Origin of the sequence: Actinomadura sp. (assembly GCF_044508335.1) — a bacterium.
In the GTDB taxonomy this organism is placed as follows: Bacteria; Actinomycetota; Actinomycetes; order Streptosporangiales; family Streptosporangiaceae; genus Spirillospora.
The window spans coordinates 19,634-43,573 of the sequence record NZ_JBIQHY010000020.1; the positions used below are offsets into that span (position 1 = coordinate 19,634).

Below are 23,940 nucleotides of genomic sequence, written 5' to 3' on the forward strand. Positions count from 1 at the left end.
GGACTAGGCCCCCGCGTGGATGTGCGCGGCCCACAGCGTCGGGGTGATCGGGTAGGTGTCGCGCACGGCACGCACGGCCTGATGCAGGGCGTACGCGGCCCGGTTCGCGTCCAAGACGCCGTCAGCATCGTGCAGTGCCGCGTAGAAGTCGTCGGCGATGGTCACGGCGCAGGCGTCGTTGATGGGCCACAGCGTGCCGATGACGTGCGGGAAGCCCGCGAGTTGAAACGCGGAGGCCAGGTGGATGGCCTCGTCCAGGAGGTCGGTCCGGGAGGTGAAGGCGGTGCTGCACGCCGAAAGGTAGGCCAGCCGCGCGTCGTCCAGAGACACCGTTTCCAGTGCGGCGACGGTTAGCGGGTCCTCACGGTGGTCGTGCAGCAGAAGCCGGCTGCGCGAGGGATCGACCGGGTCGTTGTGGCCGTGGCAGGCGAAATGCGCGATCGCGCAGGCGGTCAGATTCCGCAGGACGCCGGGCTTCGTCGGGACCGGACGATCGGGGCGGGGCGCGTCCTCGCCCGGCTCTTCCAGCAGGACGGGACCAGGCAGGCGAGCGCAGAGCATGTCCACCTCGGCCCGCACGTTGGGCAACTCGCCCTGCCCGGGGGTGGTCGGCATCGCCACGATCAGTGAGCGGTCCACCGGACGAGGCGTGGCCATGGCGCGACGGGCGTGGGCCAACGCGCCGACGGTGGGTGTGTAGGAGGAGACGACCCTGTCCATCACCGCGCGGTGGCCGGGATCGGGGGCAAGGGAGTAGTGGCCGGCGGCATGGATCGGCAGCAGGCTCAACAACCCGCCGGGCGCCCACCACACCCTGGGCCACTCCTGGCCGGACGCGGGCGGACGACGATGGCCCAGCGTGTCCAGGACGGGTTCGGCGGCCGTGTCCCACAGCCAGCCCAGGATCTCCCGGATCTCCGCTTGGGCGGCGGTACGGTCGGCACCGGTGTCGGTGGCGGCGGCCAGCGCCCGGTGGAAGGCGATGATCCGGTCGATCACCTCGTCGTGGGCGAGACGCGGCAACTCCAGCGCGGTGACGCCCGTCCCGGTCAGCAGCAGGGCGTCGCTGCGGCGGCGGCCGATGTTGAAGACCGCCACGGGACCGTCCGCGGCCTGGGCCATCAACTGCTCGGGGGCCGGGGGACGGGCGAAGCCGGCGAAGCCGTCCAGCGCCCGGATCCGAGCCAGCAGCCGGGTCAGCTCGGCAGCCGCGTAGCGCCGGTCCCGCAGCCGCCGCGCGCCGCCTCCGGCGTCGGCGTCCTCGCCGCCCGGTTCGCCGTCACCCGGCTGCGCGGTCGCGGGCGGTCCGGTCGGAGGGCTCAGCGGTTCGGTGGGCCGGTCCAGCAGGTCGCGCAGCCGGACGAACTCCTCGGCCAGTTCCGGGTGGCGTCGCCGCAGGTCGGTCAGGTCGCTGCGGGTGCTCAGCGTCTGGCTCAGCAGGACCGCCCGCGCTCCCTCGAGCGCGCGAAGCGCCCGCACCGGCCGCTCGTCGTCCGGGGCGGCGGGATCGGACAGCACCGCCTCAGCCGCCTCGGCGGCCAGCCCGGCGAACGCGCTGATCGCATACTGCCGGTCGTCCCGTTCCAAGTGGCGCGGGGCGACCTCGGGCAGCAGCCGCACGATGCCCTCCAGCAGATCGGCCGCCTCGGCGGCCCGCGATCCCGCCATGGCCAGCGAAGCGGCCGCACGTCCGGTGTGGACGCGCGTCGTCGGCGCGGCCGTGCGGATCCGGGCCGCCTCCGCGTAGGCCGCCAGGGCGGCTTCCCGGTCGCTCGTGTCACCGGTGCGTCCGAACCTCGTCCTCAGTGCGGTCCCCAGGTTGCTCAACATCGCGGCGCGGTCCGGGTGATCGGTGGGGACGAGCTCCACCGCCTCCTGCGAGACCTGGACGGCGGCGTCCACATCGCTCATGTCCCCGGTGTGCTCGAACCGGGATTCCAGCATGGTGCTCAGGTTGCTCAGCAGCCCGGCACGGTCGGGGTGGTCGGCGGGAGCGGCCTCCACCGCCCGCCGTCCGGCCAGGACGGCGGCGTCGAGATCCCGCCGGTCCCCGGTCCGCTCGCCCCGGGTCTTCAGTGCGTTGCCCAGACTGCTCAAGCGCCAGGTGCGGTCGGGATGATCGGGGGGCGTGGCGTCCGCCGCCTGCCGATAGGCGTCGACGGCGGCATCGAGGTCGTGCGCCTCGCCCGTCCGCTCGAACCGGGCGCTCAGCGCACGCCCCAGGCCGTTCAGGTGCGCGGCCCGATCGGGATGGTCCGCCGGCATGGCGCCCACTGCTTCTCGCGCGACCCGCACGGCGGCTTCCAGGTCATCCCGCGCACCGGCGCGCTCGAATCGGTCCAGCAGCGCGCCGCCCAGGTTGCTCAGGCGCCCGGCGCGGTCGCGATGGCCGCCGGGCGTCGCTTCGGCCGCCCGCCGGCAGACGCGGACGGCGGCATCAAGATCGTCCACATCGCCGGTGCGCGCGAACCGGGCACGCAGCAGACCTCCCAGCTGGGTCAGATACAGAGGGTGGGCGGGATACCCCGCCGGTGTGGCGTCCACCGCCTCCCTGGACACCTCGATGGCGGCGTCCAGATCGGCCTGCATCCCTAGGCGCCTGAATCGAGCCCACCGCGCCGCGCCCAGATTGTGCAGGACCTTGGCCCGGTCAGAATGATCGAGGGGGATGTCTGTCCCCGCCCGCTCCTCAACCCTTATGGCCTCGTCCAGGGCGCGCATGTCTCCGGTGCGCGAGTACAGCACGCGCAGCGTGCTTCCGAGGTTGCTGAGCCGGATGGGGAGGTCGGGGTGACCTGCGGGCGTGGCGTCCACCGCCCGCCGGCCGACCTGGACGGCGGCGTCCAGATCGGTAAGAGCATCCGTCCGCTCGAACCGGGCGCGCAGCGCGTTCCCCAGGTTGCTGAGGATCGCGACGCGGTCGGGGTGGTCGGCGGGGACGGCCTCCGCCGCCCTCCGCCCGGTCTCGATGGCGGCGTCCAGATCGTTCGCGTCCCCGGCGTGCTCGAACCTCGACCGCAGTGTGATCGCGAGATCGTTCAGGTGGGCGGCGTAGTCGCGGTGGTCGGCGGGCGTGCTCTCCACCGCCTGGCGGTATGCGTTGACACCGGCGCTCAAATCCGCCCGGTCCCCCGTCCGGTCGAAGCGAGCGCGCAGGAAGTCGCCCAGAATGCTCAGCCGGCCGCCCCGGTCGGGATGGTCGGTTGGCATGGCCTCCACCACCGCTTGGAACGTCTCGATGGCGGCGTCCAGGTCGGCTGGGTCTCCGGCCCGCTTGAAGCGCGTCCACAAGGAGATCCCGAGGAGTCCCAGGGCCACGGCCCGCTCCGGGTGGTCCGCAGAGTGGGCCTCCACGGACTGCCGGCCGGCCAGAACGGCGGCATCCAGGTCGGCCGGATCCCCGTACCGCTCAAACCGAGCGCGCAGCGCGTTCCCCAGGTTGGCCAGGCGCCCGGGGCGGTAAGGGTCGTCGGTGGGAGTCGCGTCCACGATGAGTTGCCAGAGCCGCGCGGCGTCCACCAGGAAGTTCTGCCCGCCGGATCCGGCCAGGTCATTCTGCAGCCAGGCCGTTGCGGTGGAGACCGCCTCGGCCGCCAGAATGGGGAGGAGCGGTTCCGGCACCTTCGTGTTGCCGGTGATGAAACAGGGGAGGAACATCGCGATCGACGCGTCCAGATCCTCCCGGTCCTCTCCTTCGGGCAGAGCGCTGAAGCGGTACCAGTGCAACCAGCCGAGCAGGAACCTGGCATTCAGATCACCCCACAGTGGGTTTTCCTCCTGCTGAAGGGCCTCGGTGAGTTCCCGGACGTCGGCGAGTGCCGGGCCCTCCTCCAGTACCAGCGAGAAATCCCGCGCATCCGAGGCGCGTTTTAAGATCACCCGGATGGCCGCGAGGAGTTCTTCCCGTTCCGCCAATGTCTTTCCCTCCCCCGAATCCTGCTGAACAATGACGAGATCAGCCCAACCCCCGAGGAGAAACGACTTGCCCGAGAATCCTCACAGGTCCGCCGAGGAGATCTCCGACGCCCTGGCATGGGTCTGCGCAAGGATAGAGGACATCCGCAGGGATCTGCGCTGTGGAGCCGATTCCGGCCAGACCGGCGATCCGGAGCCGCTGAAGCGGGTACTCGATTCGTTCCGCGCGGGATCGGACCTGGCCGACCCGCTGCAAGGGCTGCACCATGCCCTTCTGCGGGTTGGCGACCCTTTGGGGGTGTGGGGGCACGTCCGGCCTCATTCTCGTAGCGTGACCCTAGCGGGGGCCGACAATGGGACGCCCTATGAACCGGTCTACCGATGCCCCACTGGCCGATGTGCCGGCCGCACCCCGGACAACACCACCGAATTCCCTCTCGTCTGCGCCATGACAGGCCGCGAATTGCTTCAGGAGACCCTGTAGACATGGGCGGGTTCCTGGGCGAACTCAGCAAGAAACTCGCCGAACGATGGCTGACGCTACTGGTGCTTCCCGGCGCGCTCTACCTGGCCGTCGCGGCGATCGCCCGGACGCTGGGCAGGGCGGGCCCGGCCCACGCGCTCGATGTCGGACGGGTCACGGCGCAGGTGACCGCCTGGGCGAAGGACCCCGCCGCCACAACGGCCGGCGGGCAGGTGGTCCTGGTGGCCGGGATTCTGGCCGGCGCCGCCGCAGCCGGGCTGGCCGCCCAGGCGCTGGGATCAGGGGTCGAGCGCCTGGCGCTGGCGTCGGGCTGGCATGGCTGGCCCCGCCCCCTGCGTTCCCTCGCGCAACGGCGTGTCGAGAACCGCCGGAAACGCTGGAAGGACGCCCATGACGACTACCACCGCCTTTACGGTGAGGCCCGCACGGTGCTGAGCGGGGCGCAACCGGATCAGCAGGAGGTGGAGAAGAAGAGGAAGAAACGCCATGCGGCCTTCCGGACCCGCACCCGTATCGCGCTGGAAGAACCGGACAGGCCCACCTGGATGGGCGACCGAGTCCACGCCGTCACCCTCCGGCTGCGCCGCGACCTGAACCTGGACCTGCCGACCGTCTGGCCGGTCCTCTGGCTCCACCTCCCCGACACCGCCCGGTCCGAGATCACCGCCGCCCGCCAAGCCCTGGCCCGCGCCGCAACGCTGGGCGGGTGGGCCGTCCTCTATCTCCTGTTGCTGTGGTGGTGGTGGCCCGCGCTGCCCATCTCCGCAGTGGTGGTGGCCATCGCGTGGCGGCGCACCCGGACGGCCGTCAACGCCTACGCGACCCTGGTCGAGGCGGCCGTCCGCCTCCACGTCCGGGACCTGGCCGAGCAGATCGGGGTGGACCCTGCCGGGAAGCACCTGCCTGCGCTGGGAGACACGCTCACCCACCGGCTGCGCTCCGAGCCGCCCGGCCCGGTCTAGGCGAGGTCAGGCGGGGTCTGGGGTGGGGGCGTGAGCATGGGGACGAGGAAGCGGCGGGCCAGGGCGGCGAGTTGGGCGTCGTCGTCCAGGTCGATGAGGTGGCTCGGGATCGCCAGGAAGGACGCGGAGATCCGGACCATCAGTTCGGCCACGTGGTCGATGTCGAGGTCGTCCGGTACGTTGCCGGCGCGCTGCTCGCGGCGGAGCTGGCCCGCGACGAACTCGCGGACGGTGGCCAGGGTCCGGCCGCCGTCGCTGATCATGGACGGGACGACCAGGTCGGGTTCGGTGGCGATCAGGCCGCCGATCAGGGGGTTGCGCCGGATGGCGCGCAGTGAGCTGACGAAGCCCAGCACCACGCGGTCGGCGACGGTCTCGGCCTGCTGGATGTCGATGAGGAACTGGTCGAAGTACCGGCGGAACTCGCGGCGCACCACGTGTTCGACCAGGGCGTCCTTGGTGGCGAAGCGCCGGTAGACGGTGATGCGGGAGACGCCGGCGCGGCGGGCCACGTCCTCCATGGTGGAGCGCTGGATCCCCATCCGGGAGAACTGCTCGTAGGCCGCGTCGAGGACGCGCGTCCTGGTCTCGTCCCGGTCGTCGATCTGCTCGACGGCGTCGGTGTAGGCGCGTGCGAGCACCGACTCCCGGCCCGGCTCCGCCAGGAAGGACAGCACAGAAACCACGGCTCCTCCTGAGACGACCGATTGTGCACCAATCGTTCACCGCCGTCACGTCAGGTCTTGTGATGACGGACACGTTGTGCTGTCATTGGCGCTGTTACAGATGATACCTCGAAACGGCTCATGTTTCACCGTATCAGCGGAGGTTCCCTCGGCCCCGGAGGAGCGAAGGCATGGAGAGACCCAGCAGGCGGAACGTGCTGGTGGCGGGCGGGACGCTCGGCGCCTTCGGCGCGCTGAGCACCGCGACGCCCGCCTACGCGTGGACGTGGTCCCCGAAGGGATCGGTCGTCGGCTACGGCGAGGGCGCGAACCCGAGGTGGGTGTGGGATCCGGAGTGCGACGAGCTGGTCGCCTCGCTGATCGACGGCGGCGCCGTGCCCGAGGTCAACAAGCTGCTGAAGAAGTGGACCAAGAACGGCCAGGCCCTGCCGAGCGGCCTGCCGTCCGACCTGCGCGCCTTCATGGAACGCGCCCGGGAGCTCCCGTCCTGGGCGGACGAGTCCCAGCTCGCCAAGGCATTCGAGTTCAACGAGAAGCGCGGGCTCTACCTCGGCGTCACCTACGGCTTCGCCAGCGGGATGATGAGCACGGCCATCCCGAAGGAGGCGCGCGCGGTCTACTACTCCAAGGGCGGCGCGGACATGCGGGACCGCATCACCAAGACCGCCAAGCTCGGCTACGACATCGGCACCGAGAAGGCGTTCGACGACGACGGCGAGATGATCGCGACGTGCGTGAAGACGCGTCTGGCCCACTCGGGCGTGCGGCACCTGCTCCCCAAGTCCCCGTACTGGACGAAGGTCGCCGACGAGGAGATCCCGATCAGCCAGGCGGACATGATGGTCACCTGGCACAGCCTGCCGACGACGGTCATGAAGCAGCTGGCCAAGTGGAAGGTGCCGATCCCCGCCGACGAGTCCGCGGCCTTCCTGCACTCCTGGCAGCTGACCGCGCACATGCTCGGCATCAAGGACGAGTACATCCCGAAGTCGTGGGACGAGGCCGACTCCCAGGCCGCGCAGGTCCTGGACCCGATCCTGGCGCCCACCCCCGAGGGCATCAAGCTCGCCGACATGCTCCTCAACCTGGCGTCCTTCATCGACCTCGGCATCCTGAGCAAGCCGATCCTCGGCGCGCTCACCCGCTACGTGCTCGGCGACGAGATCGCCGGCTGGCTGAAGATCCCGCGGGAGCCGGTATGGGACCCGATCTTCGAGAACCTCTGGCCGCCGTTCGTCGCCGTACGTGAGGGCATCCTCGACATCACCGACGCGCCGAAGCAGTTGCGGCAGGTCTACTGGCTGTTCGACGAGATCATCCGTCAGGTGGTCCTGTTCGTCCTGTCCGGGGCGAACTACCCGATCAGCATCTCGATCCCCACCACGAACAACCCGAACTACCCGTCGTGAGGACGTCCTGGTCTCCCCCGATGGCCAGGACGCCGTGAGCCGACGCCGGGCCCGGAATCCGCTGGATTCCGGGCCCGAGGCGTTTCGGTCGAGCGTGTCGACACAACACCCCGGACTATCGCGACATGTGAGACACTTGGGGCAATCGAGGCACCTCCCTGATCATGGCGCTCGGCCGTGAACGGGGACGGTCGCGCCGTACCGGCAAGTGGAAGCTGACGACCACCAAGTACTACCTGGACGGACGCGGCCTCTACAGCAGCTCGAAGGGCGCGAGCGCCAGCTGGACGTTCACCTGCTGCACCGCGGGGCTGATCTTCAAGCGGGCGTCCAACCTCGGCGCCGTGTACGTCTACGTGGACGGCAAGAAGATCGGCACTCTGGACACGAAGTCGTCGTCCACCGCCTACCGGCAGCTGCAGTGGACGCGCACCTGGAGCACCAGCGGCAAGCACACCATCAAGATCGTCGTCGCCGGCACCGAGGGCCGTCCCACGGTCGGCATCGACGGCTTGGTCTACCTGCGCTGACAGGCCGGCGGTGCGTCGTCGGCCGCGTGGAGCACCTCTAGCTGGGCGAAGGTGAACCCCGCTCCTCTTCCACCAGGGCACCTTCACCCCGGCCCAGGCCGATCGGCGCGGCTAGGCGATCCAGCCGTCGGCGCGCGCCTGGTCGAGGGCCTGGTCGGCCTCCCGGCTGTCGAGCATCTCCAGCCCGCGCACCGCCCAGAACCGCAGCGACTCGTCCGGGCTCTCCAACTGGCCGCGGAACACGTCCAGCGCCTTCGCGGAGCGGGCCTCGGCCAGCAGCTCCAGAAGCCAGCACCGCAGCTCCTGGTCCCGCTCTGCCTCGAACTCGGCGATCAGCTCATCGACATAGGCGTCGGCGTGCTCGCGCAGGAAGTCGAACGCACCCTCCCGCCCCCGCGGATCCGCCCCCCGCATGCCCTGCATCGCCTGATCGAACCGCCGCCGCGACATACCCCGACCCTACGACCCCCCACCGACGCTCAGGCCCCCCAGACCCGCTCGACGGTGCGCTCGATCAGCCTCACCGACTCCGCCGGGCCGAGGCTCCGCCGGGACAGCCAGTCGAAGACCCGCCGGTGCTCGTACGTGACCGTCTCGTCCTGGACGAGGCTCATCGGGTGAATTTCGCTGTGCACAACGGTGGGAAAGACGATCTCGAAGGCGGGCGCGAACTCCAGGAGCGTGAACGCGTGGAGGACCGCGCTGTGGTCGGCCCGCAAAGGCAGTATCCGCAATTCCATATTGGGCAGATCCGCAAGCTCCATCAGCCGCTCGAGTTGCCGCCGCATGATCGTCGCGTCACCGACCAGGTGCAGGAGCACGGCCTCATCTAAGATCACTGACAACCGCAGCGAACGCGGCTCCTGCAGGAGTTCCTGGCGTTTCATGCGAACTTGAAGATCCCGTTCGATGATCGCCGGAGGTGCGGGGACGATCTCCGCCCAGCCTCGGATCACACAGCGCGCGTAATCCTCCGTCTGCAGCAGGCCCGGCACCACCTGCGCCTCATAGGCGAGCGCGAGGTCGGCTTCGTCCTCCAGCGCACAGTACGCGGCCTGGTCCTGCGGCAGGCCGGGGAAGCGCGTCCACCAGCCGGGCCTGGCGGCCTCGCGCGCCAGCGCGAGCAACTCGGTCAGCGCGTGGTCTTCAGCTTGGTAGAGCCGGAGCATGCGCTTGATGTCGGCTTCGCGAACCCCGATTCGCGCCGTCTCGATACGGGAGACCTTGGATGCGGACCAGCGCAGCCTCCGGCCGACCGTCTCGGTGCTGAGACCGCTGTCCTCACGCATGCGGCGCAGCGCGACGCCGAGGCGCCGCCGGCGCACGGACGGAGCTTGAGATGTCGGCACGGCCCACTCTTCTCAAGGACCGCCAGGAATGGCGAAGACCACACCTGGCGACCGGATCTTGAATTGCTCGTCAACCGGTCAACTGTCCCGACGCGAAACCAACGGTGCATGTTGCACTGCAGATATTACCTCAAAACTCGGTGTAGTTGGATGAGAATTTCAGAACGGTGTATCACTCAGAGGATAGATTCCCATGAACGGCCGGGTGCATCAAGCCGTGCATGATGCACGGGTCGTACATGTCGGGCATATTGGGTGCAAGGGGAGTAGGTCGTCGCGGGCTCGCCGGCCCGGGGCGAAGCATCGCGTCGGTGCCCGCGATCGCAATGGCGCGGTATCGGGACATGCCACCTCACCGGTGGCCACGTCTGCGTCGTGGACGACATGTCCGCCGACTGGGGATGGGAGGACCAACCTTGCCCCTCTGCGGCCCCCTTCACCGGAGCATCCTGGCGTTGGACCTGGAGAGCTCGTCGACCCGCACCGATCTGATCAAGGTAGAGCTCAGGAACCAGCTCTACCTGCTGCTGCACCGGGCCATGCGGTCGGCCGGCATCGACGAGCGGCTCTGCGAGCCCATCGAAGATCGCGGCGACGGCGTCCTCGTCCTCGTCCAGCCGACGGACGAGGTGCCGAGGTCGCGTCTGCTGGACCCGTTCATCCCGGTGCTCGCGCGGCAACTGGAGGACTACAACGCCGCGCTGCGGCCCGCCGATCGTCCCGCGCACCGGCTGCGCATGCGCGCGGTCATCCACGCCGGGGACGTACTCCGGGACGACCACGGGCCGTTCGGCGCGGAGATAGACGCCGCCATCCGGCTCCTGGACGCCGAAGCGGTGCGGTCGGCCCTGCGGGGCACCGACGCCCCGCTGGTCCTGGTCGTGTCCCAGCAGATCTATGAGGCCATCGTCATCCATGGATATTCCGGCCTGTGTGCGCAGTCGTATCACCGCGCGGTCGAGGTCAACGTCTGCGGTCTCGCGCGCTACGGCTGGATCCACGTGCCGGACGTCAGCGAAACCGACCCGCTCGCCCACCTCCACGACTTGACGGACGTAACGATTCCGCAAACGGTCTCTCATCAGGTTTGAAACCGGGAGCACTTAGCGCGTCCGTGCGCATTCCTTACGCGGATCCGACATTATTGAGTCCTGCCTGCGGCCGCGCTCTCACCCGACAGCAAGGGGCGAGAGCGCGGTTGTGTTTGACCACGTCAGAACAAGGTAGGGAACTCTCATGATCATGGCGGACGCCGAATGGCCCGAAGCGCGCACTCGTCCGGCAGGCCCGGACCCGGAGCGGAACTGGCGAAAGAGCCGGTTCTGCGGGGCGAACACCGGTTGCCTTGAGGTGAGTCCTCTCGGTGCCGGGGTGATCGGCGTCCGCGACAGCGTACTCGACGAGTCGAGTCCCGTGATCGCTCTCGACCGGGACGCCATGGCCGGCTTCTTCGGGCGGATCAAGGCGGGGCAGCTCGACCTGAAATAGAACCGATCATCCGTCTGGATGAGAATTGCAGAGGCCCGGAAGTGCCGCGCTGAGCGGTCTTCCGGGCCTCTTGTTGGAAAGGGCGGTCAGCGGAAGTTGACGTCGCTGCAGATGTAGTAGGCCTGGTCCATGTGGGATGCCTGCCAGATCGTGAAGACGACGTGGCGGCCGGTGCGGCCGGGGGCGGTCACGTTGCTGATCACGTAGTTGTTGCTCGGGGCGTAGCGGCCGGTCTGGACGCGGACTGGAAGCGCTTCCAGAGGAAGGCTGACCTGGCGCGCGACAGCGAGTCATGCCGGCTGTGAAAGCTTTCACGGGAAGATCAGCGGAGGTTCGTCCAGAGGCGGGAGAGCAGGGCGGACAGGTCCTCGACGACTTCCGGGCCGTGCGTCGCGGCGAGGGTGCGCTCGTGGGCCTCGGCCAGGGCGTCGAGGCGTTTCAGCTTGTCGCGGCCCAGGTCGGAGACGTGCACCGAGACGCGGCGGCGGTCGCGGGTGGAGTGGGAGCGGTAGAGGCAGGCGGAGTCGACCAGGCCGTCCACCAGGCGGGTGAGAGTGGGGTGCGGGATCTCGACGACGGCCGCCAGCTCGCCCATCGACATGTCGTCGGCGTCGGCGAGGGCGCGCAGCACCCGCCACTGCTCGACGGTCGCGTCCTCCTCCTCGAGGGCGGCGCCCAGGTCGCGGGACAGGGCTCGCTGGGCGCGGGTCAGGAGGTCGACGAGTCCGGCGCGCGTGTCCTGCTGCTCTACCACGTGCGCCTCCCCTGTTCGGCCGTCGGTCCAAAGAGCATACTTGCCACGTCATGAGCGATTCGGTGGTGCGGGACGGCACGGAGCTGCTGGTCACCGGGCCGGACGCCGGGGTGCTCCGGCTGGGGCTGCTGCTGCCGCTGTCGGGGCCGCTCGGCCTGACCGGGCCGTCCGGGCTGAGCGCCGCCCGGCTCGCCGCGATCGAGGTCAACGCGGCGGGCGGGGCCGCGGGCCGGGCCGTCGAGCTGGTGCCGGTGGACGCCGGGCGCCGGCCGGACGCGGTGGCCGCCGAGGCACGTTTCCTCGCCGACGCCGGACTCGTCCAGGCGTTCGTCGGGTTCCACACGAGCGACGTCCACCGGGCTCTGGAGGCGGCGCTCGGGGGCCGGGTGCCGTACGTTTTCACGCCGCCGCACGAGGGCGGGCCGAGACGGGCCGGTGTGGTGCTGCTCGGCGACTCGCCGGGGCGGCAGCTCGGGCCCGCGATGCACTGGCTGTGCGAACGGCTCGGGCTGCGGCGGTGGGCGCTGGTCGGCAACGACTACATCTGGCCGCGGTCGGTGCACCGGGTGGCGTCGCGGCTGGTCCCGTCGCTCGGCGGCGAGGTGGTGCTGGACCGGCTCGTCCCGTTCCCGCTGGCCGCCGGGGACGATCCGGAGGCGGGCTTCGAGGAGCTGGTCAGCACGCTGGTGCGGGCGGGCACGGAGGCGATCCTGCTCAGCCTGGTCGGACGGGACCTGGCCGTGTTCAACCGGGTGTTCTCCGCGTCGCGGCCGGCGTCCCGGGTGGTGCGGCTGTCTGGGGCGCTGGAGGAGAACGTCCTGCTGGCCGCCGGCGGCGACGAGACCGGGGAGCTGTACTCGGCGATGCGGTCGTTCGCCGGGCAGGGCGACGAGCGGCGGATCGCCCTGGCGGAGCGCTACCGGGCCGCGTTCGGCGAGGGCGCGCCCGTGCTCGACACCTACGCGGAGGGCTGCTACGACGGCGTGCACCTGGTGGCGGCGCTCTCCGCCGCTGACCAGTTGAGCGTCCGCGAAGGGCGGGCCGCGGCGGCGCGGCTGCTGGCCGGCGAGGGCGACCGGCTGACCCGGCTGGCCTGGTCGGCGGCGCCGCTCGGCCCGCCGCGCGCGGATTCCTACCTGGCGCGGGCGGACGGCCTGGACCTCACCGTGATCGCCCGGCTGTAAGTCTTTCCGGCTGAAATCTTTTCATTTGAAAGGAAACGCTCTAGGGTCGCTGACGGCGCGGAGGCCCGGGCCCCGCGCGGAGGAGGGACCATGAGCGTCGAGGCGGCGAAACCGCAGGGCATCGAGCAGTACGGCTACAAGCAGGAGCTGAAGCGCTCGCTCGGCTTCCGGGACCTGGTGGTCTACGGGCTGATCTTCATGGTGCCGATCGCGCCGTTCGGCATCTTCGGCAGCGTGTTCCAGGGCGCGGGCGGCATGGTCGCGCTCGCCTACGCCATCGGCATGCTGGTCATGCTGTTCACCGCCGCGTCGTACGCGCAGATGTCGCGGGCGTTCCCGATGGCCGGCTCCGTCTACACCTACGCGGGACGCGGTATCGCGGCGCCGGTCGGCTTCCTGTCCGGCTGGATGATCCTGCTCGACTACGTCCTGGTGCCGGGCCTGCTGTACCTGATCGCGAGCGTGGCGATGAACTCGCTGGTGCCCGCCGTCCCGGTGTGGCTGTGGCTCGTCGGGTTCGTGGTGCTCAACACGGTGGTCAACTTCTTCGGCATCGAGATGACCGCGCGGATCAACCGCATCATGCTGCTCGCCGAACTCGCCGTCCTGGGGGTCTTCCTGGTGGTGGGCGTGGTGGCGCTGGCGCAGGGCAAGGGCGACGGCGGCGGCTTCACCCCGATCTACAACGGCGACACGTTCTCGTGGGGGCTGGTGTTCGGCGCGGTGTCGATCGCCGTGCTGAGCTTCCTCGGCTTCGACGGGATCTCGACGCTGGCGGAGGAGAACCGCGAGTCCGCCCGCGCCATCGGACGGTCGATGGTCGCCGCGCTCGTCCTGGTCGGCCTGCTGTTCATCGTCCAGACGTGGGTGGCGTCGCTGCTGGTGCCGGACGCCGACGGGCTGATCAAGGACGGCGACCCCGACGGCACCGCCTTCTACGATGCCGCCCGGGTGGCGGGCGGCGCCTGGCTCGCCAAGCTGACCGCGCTGGCCACCGCGATCGCGTGGGGATTCGCCAACTCCCTCGTCGCGCAGGCGGCCACGTCCCGGCTGCTGTACGCCATGGCGCGCGACCGGCAGCTGCCCCGGTTCCTCGCCAAGGTGCACCCGAAGCGGCGCGTCCCCGTCAACGCGACGCTGCTGGTCGCGGCCGTCTCCCTCGCCCTCGGCCTCTACATGGCCGAGCGCGACGACGGCATCACCCTGCTCAGCTCCCTGATCAACTTCGGCGCGATGACGGCCTTCCTGACGCTGCACGTGTCGGTCGTCGTGCACTACGTGGTGCGCTCGGGCAGCCGGGACTGGTGGCGGCACCTGATCGCCCCGGCCATCGGCTTCCTCATCCTCGGGTACGTGGTGATCAACGCGAAGGTCGCCGCGCAGAAGCTGGCGTTCGTGTGGCTGGCCATCGGGGTGGCCGTCCTGATCGCGCTGCTCGCGACGCACCGGCGCCCGGCCCTGGCCGGCATCGAAGAGGAGGACGAATGACGCTCAACGTGGTCTCGCTGGAATCCGAGCCCGGCTACGCCTTCGGCGGGCGGGAGGCGGCCCTCACCGTCGCCCCCGGCACCGTGGTCGAGCTGGCCACCGAGGACTGCTTCGGCGGCGCGGTGAAAGGGGTGGGCGACCTGCCGAGCCAGGTGTGCACATTCCCCTACCTCAACCCCGTGACCGGCCCCATCGCCGTCGAGGGCGCCGAGCCCGGCGACGCGGTCGCGGTGCACTTCGCGGACATCCGTCCCGCCCGCGACTGGGCGGTGTCCACCACGTTCCCGCACTTCGGGGCGCTGACCGCGACGCACGCGACGGCGATGCTGCATCCGGCGCTGGAGGAGCGGGTCTGGCTGTACGACGTCGACGCCGAACGCGGCGTCTGCCGCTTCAACGCCCGCAACAGCGACCTCTCCATCGAGCTGCCGCTGGACCCGATGCACGGCACCGTAGGCGTCGCCCCCGCCGCCAACGAGGTGATCATGAGCATCACCCCCGGCGCGCACGGCGGCAACATGGACACCCCGGAGATGCGGGCGGGCACGACGGCCTACTTCCCGGTCAACGTGCCGGGCGGGCTGATCTCGCTGGGGGACGGCCACTGCCGCCAGGGCGAGGGCGAGGTCTGCGGGACGGCGGTCGAGGCGGCGATGAACACCGTCGTGGTCGTGGACCTCGTCAAGGGCGCCGCTCCCCCGTGGCCCCGCCTTGAGGACGACGCGTACCTGATGTCGACGGGCTCGGCCCGCCCCCTGGAGGACGCCTTCCGGATCAGCCAGCACGACCTGATCACTTGGACGTCCTCCCTCCTCGGCCTGGACGAGCTGGACGCCTACCAGCTCGTCAGCCAGGCGGGCCTGGCCCCGGCGGGCAACGTCGTCGACACGAACTACACGATCCTCGCCAAGCTCCCCAAGACCGCCCTGCCGGGGGTGTCGGCCTACGACGGCGTCCACGCCCGCCTCCGCGAGACCGCCGCCGCCTACCTCGCGCAGCGCTGAAACCAAGCCGGCGAGGTCAGGGGAGGATGTGGCGCTCGCAGGCGGCGGCCACCGCCGGGCCGGCGTGCGCGGACGCCGCCCGAGCCGCTGGTCCCGGCATCAGCCGGCCGGTTGATGCCGGGGCAGACCCAGCGTCCGCACCAGGTGGACGAGCATCGCGGCGAAGGTGACCGCCCAGACGGCCAGGGCGACCCAGGTCTCGTACCTGCCGATGCCCTCGACGATCGGGAGGCGGTCGGCGACGCCGAGGTACTGGCCGGCGACGCCGTACATGCCGAGCGGGAAGACGACGCTCCACAGGGTCGCCTCGTAGCGGAGCGGGACGCGGTGGGTGACGTGCCGCCACCAGCCGGCCGCGACCAGCGGGAGGATCAGCCAGCTGCCGAACGCCCAGAACACGACGGACGTCCCGGCGATGAGGCCGCGGGTGGCGTTCACCATCGGCGCGTCGGCCATCTCCACGATGCGGGCGCCGGCCACCACGGTGATCGCGGTGGCGCCCATGGCGACCCAGTACGGCGGGGTCAGGTCCACCGGGCGCAGCGGGTAGATGAGCAGCCGCGCGGCGACGAAGACGCCGGCGGCGGCGTACAGGATCGCGCCGACCGACCAGGAGCAGACGGCGAGCAGCGCGAGCTCGCGGCGGCCGGGGTCCACCACCGGCTCCAGGATGGCGGCGAGCACCGCGACCGACTGGCTGGCCACGACCCAGATGAACCAGGTGCCGTTGGCCCCCGCCACGACGGGGCGGTCCTCGCGGCCGAGCACCGCGGTCCAGGGCACGACGTAGCCGAGGACGAGCCAGGCGAGGCAGCCGACGATCAGCAGCCCGAGCGCGACGCCGTGCTGCCCGGTCACCGCGATCCGGGTGCCGAGGACGTCGGTGCCGGCGACGAAGGTGAAGAACCCGAACCCGCGGCGCGGGTCGGTGAAGTCGGCGCGCAGCTCGGCGGGGAAGGCGATCGCCCGCCACACCGTCGCCGCGACGAGGACGGCGTAGCAGACGATCGCCGTCCACAGCATGAGGTCGGACAGCAGGGTCAGCCCGTTGGTGTGCACGCCGATGGAGACGATGCAGGTCCCCATGACGAGCGCGAAGTATCCGGGATTGAGCGTCGCTACGGCCTGTTTTACGGCGTCCAAGCGATGTGGCTGGGTGGTCACATCAGTACGGTACGCCGATCTTGCGCCACTTCCGGCCGCCGGTCCCCGGTTCGGGGGGCGACGCGGCGCGGCGGTCGCGGTAGACGACGTAGGGCCGCCACAGGTACCACAGCGGGTAGCTCCACGCGTGGACGAGCCGGCTGAACGGCCACACCGCGAAGATCATCCAGGCGGCGGTGGCGTGCACCTGGTACATCACCGGCGCGGCGGCGATCGCCCGGTAGTCGGGGGTGCCGGCGAACAGGCTGCGGAACCACGGGGACACGGTGGTGCGGTAGTCGTAGCCGTGCCCGAACTGCTGGACGCCGAGCGTCAGGTAGATGCCGAGGACGCTGATGATGCCGAGCAGGATCAGCGCGAGGTAGTCGACCCCGCTGGTGGTGGCGCGCACCCGCGGCACGCCCATCCGGCGGAAGATCAGGATGGCGGCGCCGATGAGCACGCCGATCGCCGCGACCGATCCGGCGATGCCGGAGAACAGCGTGTAGGCGCGCTCGGGGATGCCGAGCCACTCGGTGAACGACTTCGGGATGAGGATGCCGATGACGTGCCCGGCGATGGCGGCGAACGTGGCGTAGTGGAACAGCGGCGCGCCCCATTTGAGGAGCCGGCGCTCCTGCAGCTGGGTGGAGCGGCTCGTCCAGCCGAACTGGTCGTAGCGCCAGCGCCAGATGTGCCCGACCACGAAGACGATCAGCGACGCGTAGGGCAGGATGATCCACCACCACAGGTCCCAGTTGGTCATCGGCGTCCTCCCGCCCCGGTTCCGTCCAGGTACCCCGGCGGGGCGAACGGTTCGAGCCCCACCTCCTCGTCCGGCGGGCCCTTCTCCCACGCGTGCCGCACCACGGCGAGGTCGCGGCGGGTGAGCCGCGGCAGTCCCGCGCAAACCGCGTCGACGACGCCGGCGTAGGGGGTGCCCGCCTCATGCAGGGCCTTGCGCAGCAGTTCCAGGTCGGCGCGGTGCCGCCGCAGCAGCTTCTCGCCGGCCGGGGTGAGCGCCGCGAAGTCGAGGACGAGGGGCAGGTAATCCGGCAGTTCCTCGTCGGACGGCTGGAACCCCGCGACGCGGTACGCGGTCTTGAACGCCAGCATCGCCATGCCGCGCTTGCGGGTGTCGCCGTACCGGTAGTAGGTGAGGTAGAGCGCGCAGCGGCGCCGCAGGTCGAACGTCTCGACGTAGTGCTGCGCGACCTCGCCGGACGGGGTGGCGCCCAGCCAGCCGAGGAACCGCGCGAACGCCTCCCGGGACGCCTTCGGCCCGGTGCCGGACGCGGCGGCGCCGAGCTGGTCGAGCCCCTCGAACAGCGCCTCCGTCGGGTACTGCAGCAGCACCGACGCCAGCTTGTAGGGGCCGCTCACGTCGCGCCCCCTTCGGGGAAGAGGTGGGGCGCGTCGCCGCGGCCGTCCCAGCCGAGCAGGTTGAAGTGCGTCCTGCCGTCGTCGCCGCGGAACGTGCCGGCGCCGCCGCGTACCTCGCCCGGATGGAAGCTCTCAACGCTCGGCGGGCCGTTCCCGCCCATGCCGGGGCCGCCCTCGGTGTCGAGGCTGCAGAACAGCTGCTCGTGCTGGGCCATGAGCCGCCCGGCGTCCTCGGCGTGCGCCTTCGGGACGACGTAGCGCTCCTCGTACTTGGCGATGGCGAGCAGCCGGTACAGGTCGTCGAGCTCCTCCGGGGTGGAGCCGACCGACGCGGGCAGGTCCTCGCCGAGGTCGCGGCCGAGCTGCGCCGCGCGCTGGACGGCGCGGACGGCGGCGAGCTTGCGCAGCACGTCCCGGACTGTCTCGGCCTTCCCCGCGGTGAACAGGTTGGCGAGGTACTCGATGGGGATGCGCAGCTCGTCGATGGTGGCGAACACCCGGTCGGGGTCGTCGGCGTCGTAGCCGGCGGAGTGCGCGACGTCCGCGACCGGGGACAGCGGCGGGATGTACCAGACCATCGGCAGCGTCCGGTACTCCGGGTGCAGCGGCAGGGCCACCCGGTGCCGGACGGCGAGCGAGTAGACCGGGGAGCGCTTGGCCGCCTCGATCCAGTCGGCGGGGATGCCCGCCTCGGCCGCCTCCCGCTGCACCTCCGGGTCGAAGGGGTCGAGGAACACCGACAGCTGCGCCTCGTAGAGGTCCTGCTCGTCGGGCGTGGCGGCGGCCTCGGTGACCTTGTCGGCGTCGTAGAGGAAGAGGCCCAGGTAGCGGAGCCGGCCGACGCACGTCTCGGAGCAGATGGTCGGCTGCCCGGCCTCGATGCGCGGGAAGCAGAGCGTGCACTTCTCCGCCTTGCCGGTGCGGTGGTTGAAGTACACCTTCTTGTACGGGCAGCCGGACACGCAGAACCGCCAGCCGCGGCAGCGGTCCTGGTCGACGAGCACGATGCCGTCCTCCGCCCGCTTGTACATCGCGCCGGACGGGCAGGACGCGACGCACGACGGGTTGAGGCAGTGCTCGCAGATGCGCGGCAGGTAGAACATGAACACCTGCTCGAACTCCATCTTGACCCGGTCCTCGATCCCGGCGAGGTCGGGGTCGTCGACCGCGTGCTCGGGCGCGCCCGCGAGGTCGTCGTCCCAGTTGCTGCCCCACTTCAGGTTCATGTCGCGGCCGGTGAGCGCCGAGATGGAGTGCGCGCTCGGGTTCGGCGTGCCGAGCGGGGCGTGGATGACCGTCTGGTAGTCGTAGGTCCACGGGTCGCCGTAGTCGTCGATGGACGGCAGGTTCGGGTTGTAGAAGATGGCGAGCAGCTTGCTGAGCCGCCCGCCGGCCTTGAGCTGGAGGCGGCCCTTGCGGTCGAGCGTCCAGCCGCCCTTCCACTGCTCCTGGTCCTCGTACCGGCGCGGGTAGCCGAGGCCGGGTTTGGTCTCGACGTTGTTGAAGTACACGTACTCGGTGCCCGGGCGGTTGGTCCAGGTCTGCTTGCAGGTGACCGAGCAGGTATGGCAGCCGATGCACTTGTCGAGGTTCATCACCATCGCCATCTGCGCCATCGGCCGCATCAGAACTGCACCTCCTGGGAGCGCTTGCGGATCACGGCGACCTCGTCCCGCTGGTTGCCGGTCGGGCCGTAGTAGTTGAACGCGTAGCTGAACTGGCCGTAGCCGCCGATCAGATGGGTCGGCTTGATCACCAGGCGGGTCAGCGAGTTGTCGGAGCCGCCGTGCCAGCCGGACAGCTCCGACTTCGGCGTCATCAGGTGCCGGTCCATCGCGTGGTACATGAAGACCGTGCCGCGCGGCATCCGGTGCGTGACGACCGCCCGGCAGGCCACCACGCCGTTGCGGTTGTACGCCTCGATCCAGTCGTTGTCCCGGACGTCGATCTTCGCGGCGTCGGCCGGGCTCATCCAGATGACCGGGCCGCCGCGGAACAGCCGCAGCATGTGCAGGTTGTCCTGGTACTCCGAGTGGATCGACCACTTCGAGTGCGGGGTGAGGTACCGGACGGTGACCTCCGGCCGGCCCTCCTCCCGGACGCCCAGCTCACCGGAGAAGTGCCGGACGTAGCTCAGCGGCGGCCGGTAGGTCGGCAGCGCCTCGCCGTACTCGTGCATCCAGTCGTGGTCGAGGAAGAAGTGCATCCGCCCGGTGAGCGTGTGCCAGGGCTTTTTCCGCTCGACGTTGACGGTGAACGGCGAGTATCTCCGTCCGCCCGACTCGCTGCCCGACCACTCCGGGCTGGTGATGACCGCGCGCGGCTGCACCTGGGTGTCGGTGAACGAGATGTGCTCGCCGGAGCGCTCCTCGGCGAGGTCGGCGAGGTCCATCCCGGTCCGCTCTTCGAGCGCCTCCCAGCCCTGCAGCGCGACACGTCCGTTCGTGGTGCCCGACAGCGCCAGGATCGCCTCGGCGAGATGCACGTCCCTGGCCAGGGACGGACGGCCGTCCCCGACCCCGCCGCGCACGACGCCGTTGGCCTCGCGCAGGTACTCGACCGCGCCCGCCGGCTTCCACGTGACGCCCTTGTTGGACGTCCCGAGCGTGTCGACCAGCGGGCCGAGCGCGGCCATCTTCGCCGCGACCGCCGTGTAGTCGCGCTCGATCGTCACGAGCTTGGGCATGGTCACGCCGGGGACCGGTTCGCACTCGCCCGCCCTCCAGTCCAGGACCCGGCCGCCCGGCTGCGCCGTCTCGTCCGGGGTGTCGTGCATCAGCGGCACCGGGAGCACGTCGGTGCGGGTGCCGAGGTGGACGGCGGCGAGCCTGGAGAACTCCTCGGCGATGAGCCGGAACGCGTCGAAGTCGGTGCGCGACTCCCACGGCGGCGCGATCGCCGGGTTGAACGAGTGCACGAACGGATGCATGTCCGTGCTGGACAGGTCGTGCTTCTCGTACCAGGTGGCCGCCGGCAGGACGATGTCGGCGTACGTGCACGAACTCGTCATCCGGAAGTCGATGGTGGTGAGCAGGTCGAGCTTGCCGCGCGGCGCCTCGTCCCGCCAGGCCACCTCGGCGGGGCGCAGGCCGGGCGGCGACTCCTCGGCCCGGACGGCGTCGTCGGTGCCGAGCAGGTGCCGCATGAAGTACTCCATGCCCTTGCCCGAGGAGCCGAGGACGTTGGCCCGCCAGATCGTCATCACCCGCGGCCAGTTCCGCGGCGCGTCCGGGTCCTCGCAGGCGAACCCGAGCCGGCCGGACTTCAGCTCGTCCACGACGTGGTCGGCGACGGGCCGCCCCGCCCGCTCGGCCTCGTCGGCGAGGTCGAGCGGGTTCCGGTCGAACCCCGGATGCGACGGCGTCCAGCCGAGCCGGGACGCCTGCGCCACGCAGTCGGCGAACGTCCGCCCCCGGAACAGGCCGCGGCCGAGCGGGCCGGCCATCTCGCCGGGCCCGAACGTCTCGTACCGCCACTGGTCGGTGTGCAGGTAGAAGAACGAGGTGCCGGTCATGTGCCGGGTGGGGCGCTGCCAGTCCAGCGCGAACGCCGCCTGCTGCCAGCCGGTCAGCGGGCGCACCTTCTCCTGCCCCACGTAGTGCGCCCAGCCGCCGCCGTTCACGCCCTGGCAGCCGCACAGCATCGTCAGCGTGAAGAACGCCCGGTAGATCTGGTCGGAGTGGTACCAGTGGTTCGTCCCGCCGCCCATGCAGATCATCGACCGGCCGCGCGACAGCTCGGCGTTGCGGGCGAACTCCCGCGCCACCCGGATCGCGGCCGCCGCCGGGACGGAGGTGATCTCCTCCTGCCAGGCGGGCGTGTTCGGCTGCGCGGCGTCGCCGTACCCGTCCGGCCAGTCGCCGGGCAGCCCGTCGCGCGGCACCGCGTACTGCGCCATCAGCAGGTCGAACACCGTCGTCACGAGCCGTCCGCCGACCCGCGTCGCCGGCACGCCGCGGCGGACGACCGCCCCGCCCTCGGTCTCCCCGATGTCGAAGCGCGGCAGGTCGACCGGCACCGCGTCCTCGTGCCGCCCGTACAGGGTCAGCAGCGGGTCGACCTCGCCCAGCTCCAGGTTCCACTTCCCCGCCCCCGACTCGGTGTAGCGGAACCCCAGCGACCCGTTGGGCGCGACCGGCTCGCCGGTGCGGGCGTCGAGCAGCACGGGCTTGTGCGCGGCGCCCTCGCCGGCGTCCCCGAGCTCGGCGGCGGTGAGGAACCGGCCCGGGCGGACGGCTTCGCCGTGCTCCTCCAGCGTCACGAGGAACGGCAGGTCGGTGTAGGTCTTGACGTACTCGGTGAAGTACGGCACCTGCCGGTCGCGGAAGAACTCGGTCAGCACCACGTGGCCCATCGCCATCGCCAGCGCGCCGTCCGTGCCGGGCGCCGCCGCGAGCCAGTCGTCGGCGAACTTGGTGTGGTCGGAGTAGTCGGGCGAGACGACCACGACCTTCTGCCCCCGGTAGCGGGCCTCCGTCATGAAGTGCGCGTCCGGGGTCCGCGTGATGGGCAGGTTGGTGCCCCAGATGACCAGGTACGACGAGTTCCACCAGTCGCCGGACTCCGGCACGTCGGTCTGGTCCCCGAACACCTGCGGCGACGCGATCGGCAGGTCGGCGTACCAGTCGTAGAACGACAGGATCGTCCCGCCGATCATCGACAGGAAGCGCGTCCCGGCCGCATACGACACCATCGACATGGCCGGAATGGGGGTGAACCCGACCACCCGGTCGGGCCCGTACTCCTTGACCGTGTGCACGTGCGCGGCCGCGATCATCTCGGTGACCTCCGGCCACGACGACCGGACGAACCCGCCCTTGCCGCGCGCGGTCTTGTACGCGGCGGTCTTCTCGGGGTCGCCGGTGATCTCCGCCCAGGCGGCCACCGGGTCGGCGTGCCGCTGCCGCGCCTCCCGCCACAGCGTCAGCAGCGGACTCCGCACATACGGGTACCGCACCCGCGACGGCGAGTAGGTGTACCAGGAGAACGACGCCCCGCGCGGGCAGCCGCGCGGCTCGTACTCCGGCGAGTCGGGGCCGACCGACGGGTAGTCGGTCTGCTGGGTCTCCCAGGTGATGATGCCGTCCTTGACGTACACCTTCCACGAGCACGACCCGGTGCAGTTCACCCCGTGGGTGGACCGCACCTCCTTGTCGTGCCGCCAGCGCTCCCGGTAGAACTCCTCGGCCCCGCGCCCGCCCCGCCGGTTCAGCATGCGGTAGTCGTCCGACGGCTTGCCGGGGACGAAGAACTGCGCCTGCCGCAGGAGGCTCTCGACGGGCTCCCCTTTCGGCAGCAGCGGTGCCAGCAATCTCCGGGGCCGCTCCCCGTCCTGCGTCACCGATGACATGCCACCACCTCGCCTCACGGATCCCGGAGCGCGTGCGCGATCACAACTACCCGGGCCCGAACACCCCCAACCACCGAGCCGCCTTTCATACGAAAGCTCGATGTAAAAATGCCCGCCCCAGCACCATCCCCAGCACCCGCGCGGGCTGCTCGGTCACCGTCAAGTCCGGGGCCGCCCGGCGGCCCGCACCTCGCGGGCCCTCCGTCAGCTCGGGCTCGACTCTGGTGTGCATAGTCACAGTGGCCTCGGTGCGGCCCGGATCATGGCGTTGGTGCGCTTTTGTCGCTAGCTTCGACACGCGATGGGTGATTCGGAAACGGGCGTCCGTGCGATGCTTCCGCAGGACGCAGAGCGAGTGCTGGCGATCTATCAGGCCGGTCTGGACACTGGAGATGCCAGTTTCGAGACCGTCGCGCCCGCCTGGGAGGTCTTTGACGCGGGCAGGCTCCCCGAGCACCGGTTCGTTGCCGTCGGCGGTGACGGCGGAGTGCTCGGCTGGATCGCCGCGGCGGCGGTTTCGGAGCGGTGCTGTTACGCCGGGGTCGTCGAGCACAGCATCTATGTGGCCGCGGAGGCTCGGGGGCGTGGTGTCGGCAAAGCGCTGCTCGAGGCGTTCATCGCCTCCACCGAGGCCGGCGGGATCTGGACGATCCAGACCGGCGTCTTCCCGGAGAACACCGCGAGCCTGCGGCTCCACCACGCGGCCGGGTTCCGCACGGTCGGGACGCGTGAGCGGCTCGGTCGCCACCACGGGCGCTGGCGCGATGTCGTGATGCTGGAGCGGCGGAGCGGCAGCGCGGGCGTCGACTGA

20 protein-coding genes are annotated in these 23,940 nt (G+C 70.6%); 9 read left to right on the forward strand and 11 right to left on the reverse strand.

Annotation, left to right across the window (positions count from 1 at the left end):
* Positions 1-3: 3 nt before the first annotated feature.
* Positions 4-3,915 (reverse strand): CHAT domain-containing protein, encoded by a 3,912-nt coding sequence (locus ACIWVC_RS10460; protein WP_396454070.1) that lies wholly within the window; start codon positions 3,913-3,915, stop codon positions 4-6.
* 486 nt (positions 3,916-4,401) lie between these two features.
* On the opposite strand from ACIWVC_RS10460, the gene ACIWVC_RS10465 reads away from it, so the two are divergent.
* The gene (locus ACIWVC_RS10465; RefSeq protein WP_396454071.1) at positions 4,402-5,361 is read left to right on the forward strand and encodes a hypothetical protein; all 960 of its coding nucleotides are present in this window, start codon (positions 4,402-4,404) and stop codon (positions 5,359-5,361) included.
* On the opposite strand, the gene ACIWVC_RS10470 is transcribed toward ACIWVC_RS10465, so the two are convergent.
* Positions 5,358-6,047: a TetR/AcrR family transcriptional regulator gene (locus ACIWVC_RS10470; protein ID WP_396454072.1), complete on the reverse strand. Its 690-nt coding sequence runs from the start codon at positions 6,045-6,047 to the stop codon at positions 5,358-5,360. The two genes, ACIWVC_RS10465 and ACIWVC_RS10470, sit on opposite strands and share 4 nt — an antisense overlap.
* A 170-nt stretch (positions 6,048-6,217) precedes the next feature.
* Here ACIWVC_RS10470 and ACIWVC_RS10475 point away from each other — a divergent pair, with 170 nt between their 5' ends.
* Both ACIWVC_RS10475 and ACIWVC_RS10480 read left to right on the forward strand, forming a co-directional pair.
* A complete protein-coding gene (locus ACIWVC_RS10475; protein ID WP_396454073.1) occupies positions 6,218-7,456 on the forward strand; it encodes an oxygenase MpaB family protein in 1,239 nt (412 codons plus the stop codon).
* Between the two features lie 164 nt (positions 7,457-7,620).
* Positions 7,621-7,986, forward strand: coding sequence for a hypothetical protein (locus ACIWVC_RS10480; RefSeq protein WP_396449006.1), 366 nt, complete (start codon positions 7,621-7,623; stop codon positions 7,984-7,986).
* A gap of 111 nt (positions 7,987-8,097) precedes the next feature.
* On the opposite strand, the gene ACIWVC_RS10485 is transcribed toward ACIWVC_RS10480, so the two are convergent.
* Together ACIWVC_RS10485 and ACIWVC_RS10490 are read right to left on the reverse strand one after the other, a co-directional pair.
* On the reverse strand, positions 8,098-8,436 hold the full coding sequence (locus ACIWVC_RS10485) for a HEAT repeat domain-containing protein (RefSeq protein ID WP_396449007.1): 339 nt from the start codon (positions 8,434-8,436) through the stop codon (positions 8,098-8,100).
* A gap of 29 nt (positions 8,437-8,465) precedes the next feature.
* Positions 8,466-9,311: a helix-turn-helix domain-containing protein gene (locus tag ACIWVC_RS10490; RefSeq protein WP_396449008.1), complete on the reverse strand. Its 846-nt coding sequence runs from the start codon at positions 9,309-9,311 to the stop codon at positions 8,466-8,468.
* 479 nt (positions 9,312-9,790) lie between these two features.
* Between ACIWVC_RS10490 and ACIWVC_RS10495 the strand changes: the two genes are divergently transcribed.
* Together ACIWVC_RS10495 and ACIWVC_RS10500 are read left to right on the forward strand one after the other, a co-directional pair.
* Entirely contained in the window at positions 9,791-10,426 is a 636-nt protein-coding gene (locus ACIWVC_RS10495) for a hypothetical protein (RefSeq protein WP_396449009.1), read from the forward strand.
* A gap of 145 nt (positions 10,427-10,571) precedes the next feature.
* Positions 10,572-10,823 carry a DUF397 domain-containing protein gene (locus ACIWVC_RS10500; RefSeq protein ID WP_396449010.1) on the forward strand — a complete coding sequence of 84 codons (252 nt, stop codon included), beginning with the start codon at positions 10,572-10,574 and terminating at the stop codon, positions 10,821-10,823.
* Between the two features lie 86 nt (positions 10,824-10,909).
* Here the strand turns inward: ACIWVC_RS10500 and ACIWVC_RS10505 are convergent, their stop codons facing one another.
* Positions 10,910-11,083, reverse strand: coding sequence for a lytic polysaccharide monooxygenase (locus tag ACIWVC_RS10505; RefSeq protein WP_396449038.1), 174 nt, complete (start codon positions 11,081-11,083; stop codon positions 10,910-10,912).
* Positions 11,084-11,145: 62 nt separating this feature from the next.
* Positions 11,146-11,577 (reverse strand): MarR family winged helix-turn-helix transcriptional regulator, encoded by a 432-nt coding sequence (locus tag ACIWVC_RS10510; RefSeq protein WP_396449011.1) that lies wholly within the window; start codon positions 11,575-11,577, stop codon positions 11,146-11,148.
* A 50-nt stretch (positions 11,578-11,627) separates the two neighbouring features.
* Here ACIWVC_RS10510 and ACIWVC_RS10515 point away from each other — a divergent pair, with 50 nt between their 5' ends.
* The 3 genes from ACIWVC_RS10515 (at position 11,628) to ACIWVC_RS10525 (ending at position 15,253) form a co-directional block, all read left to right on the forward strand.
* The gene (locus ACIWVC_RS10515; RefSeq protein WP_396449012.1) at positions 11,628-12,761 is read left to right on the forward strand and encodes a substrate-binding domain-containing protein; all 1,134 of its coding nucleotides are present in this window, start codon (positions 11,628-11,630) and stop codon (positions 12,759-12,761) included.
* Positions 12,762-12,851: 90 nt separating this feature from the next.
* Complete coding sequence (locus ACIWVC_RS10520) at positions 12,852-14,249, forward strand: APC family permease (protein ID WP_396449013.1); 1,398 nt, start codon at positions 12,852-12,854, stop codon at positions 14,247-14,249.
* Positions 14,246-15,253, forward strand: coding sequence for an acetamidase/formamidase family protein (locus ACIWVC_RS10525; protein WP_396449014.1), 1,008 nt, complete (start codon positions 14,246-14,248; stop codon positions 15,251-15,253). The genes ACIWVC_RS10520 and ACIWVC_RS10525 overlap by 4 nt, the downstream gene beginning before the upstream one ends.
* Before the next feature lie 99 nt (positions 15,254-15,352).
* Here ACIWVC_RS10525 and ACIWVC_RS10530 read toward each other — a convergent pair whose 3' ends face one another.
* Genes ACIWVC_RS10530 through ACIWVC_RS10550 form a run of 5 tightly spaced genes read right to left on the reverse strand, consistent with a single transcriptional unit; the run spans position 15,353 to position 23,129 of the window.
* Positions 15,353-16,417 carry a tellurite resistance/C4-dicarboxylate transporter family protein gene (locus ACIWVC_RS10530; protein WP_396449015.1) on the reverse strand — a complete coding sequence of 355 codons (1,065 nt, stop codon included), beginning with the start codon at positions 16,415-16,417 and terminating at the stop codon, positions 15,353-15,355.
* Between the two features lies 1 nt (position 16,418).
* On the reverse strand, positions 16,419-17,162 hold the full coding sequence (gene narI / locus ACIWVC_RS10535) for a respiratory nitrate reductase subunit gamma (protein WP_396449016.1): 744 nt from the start codon (positions 17,160-17,162) through the stop codon (positions 16,419-16,421).
* Positions 17,159-17,779, reverse strand: a complete 621-nt coding sequence (gene narJ, locus ACIWVC_RS10540; protein ID WP_396449017.1) for a nitrate reductase molybdenum cofactor assembly chaperone — start codon at positions 17,777-17,779, stop codon at positions 17,159-17,161. Before narJ ends, narI begins: the two co-directional genes overlap by 4 nt.
* A complete protein-coding gene (gene narH / locus ACIWVC_RS10545; RefSeq protein ID WP_396449018.1) occupies positions 17,776-19,404 on the reverse strand; it encodes a nitrate reductase subunit beta in 1,629 nt (542 codons plus the stop codon). The genes narJ and narH overlap by 4 nt, the downstream gene beginning before the upstream one ends.
* Positions 19,404-23,129, reverse strand: coding sequence for a nitrate reductase subunit alpha (locus tag ACIWVC_RS10550; protein WP_396454074.1), 3,726 nt, complete (start codon positions 23,127-23,129; stop codon positions 19,404-19,406). Before ACIWVC_RS10550 ends, narH begins: the two co-directional genes overlap by 1 nt.
* A gap of 301 nt (positions 23,130-23,430) precedes the next feature.
* On the opposite strand from ACIWVC_RS10550, the gene ACIWVC_RS10555 reads away from it, so the two are divergent.
* Positions 23,431-23,940: a GNAT family N-acetyltransferase gene (locus tag ACIWVC_RS10555; RefSeq protein WP_396449020.1), complete on the forward strand. Its 510-nt coding sequence runs from the start codon at positions 23,431-23,433 to the stop codon at positions 23,938-23,940.

Coding starts and splice junctions, on each gene's coding strand:
- ACIWVC_RS10475 (WP_396454073.1), top strand. CDS start 6,218: ATGGAGAGACCCAGCAGGCGGAACGTGCTGGTGGCGGGCGGGACGCTC.
- ACIWVC_RS10550 (WP_396454074.1), bottom strand. CDS start 23,129: ATGTCATCGGTGACGCAGGACGGGGAGCGGCCCCGGAGATTGCTGGCA.
- ACIWVC_RS10485 (WP_396449007.1), bottom strand. CDS start 8,436: ATGTCGCGGCGGCGGTTCGATCAGGCGATGCAGGGCATGCGGGGGGCG.
- narI (WP_396449016.1), bottom strand. CDS start 17,162: ATGACCAACTGGGACCTGTGGTGGTGGATCATCCTGCCCTACGCGTCG.
- ACIWVC_RS10500 (WP_396449010.1), top strand. CDS start 10,572: ATGATCATGGCGGACGCCGAATGGCCCGAAGCGCGCACTCGTCCGGCA.
- ACIWVC_RS10480 (WP_396449006.1), top strand. CDS start 7,621: ATGGCGCTCGGCCGTGAACGGGGACGGTCGCGCCGTACCGGCAAGTGG.
- ACIWVC_RS10515 (WP_396449012.1), top strand. CDS start 11,628: ATGAGCGATTCGGTGGTGCGGGACGGCACGGAGCTGCTGGTCACCGGG.
- ACIWVC_RS10525 (WP_396449014.1), top strand. CDS start 14,246: ATGACGCTCAACGTGGTCTCGCTGGAATCCGAGCCCGGCTACGCCTTC.
- ACIWVC_RS10465 (WP_396454071.1), top strand. CDS start 4,402: ATGGGCGGGTTCCTGGGCGAACTCAGCAAGAAACTCGCCGAACGATGG.
- ACIWVC_RS10555 (WP_396449020.1), top strand. CDS start 23,431: ATGGGTGATTCGGAAACGGGCGTCCGTGCGATGCTTCCGCAGGACGCA.
- narH (WP_396449018.1), bottom strand. CDS start 19,404: ATGCGGCCGATGGCGCAGATGGCGATGGTGATGAACCTCGACAAGTGC.
- ACIWVC_RS10520 (WP_396449013.1), top strand. CDS start 12,852: ATGAGCGTCGAGGCGGCGAAACCGCAGGGCATCGAGCAGTACGGCTAC.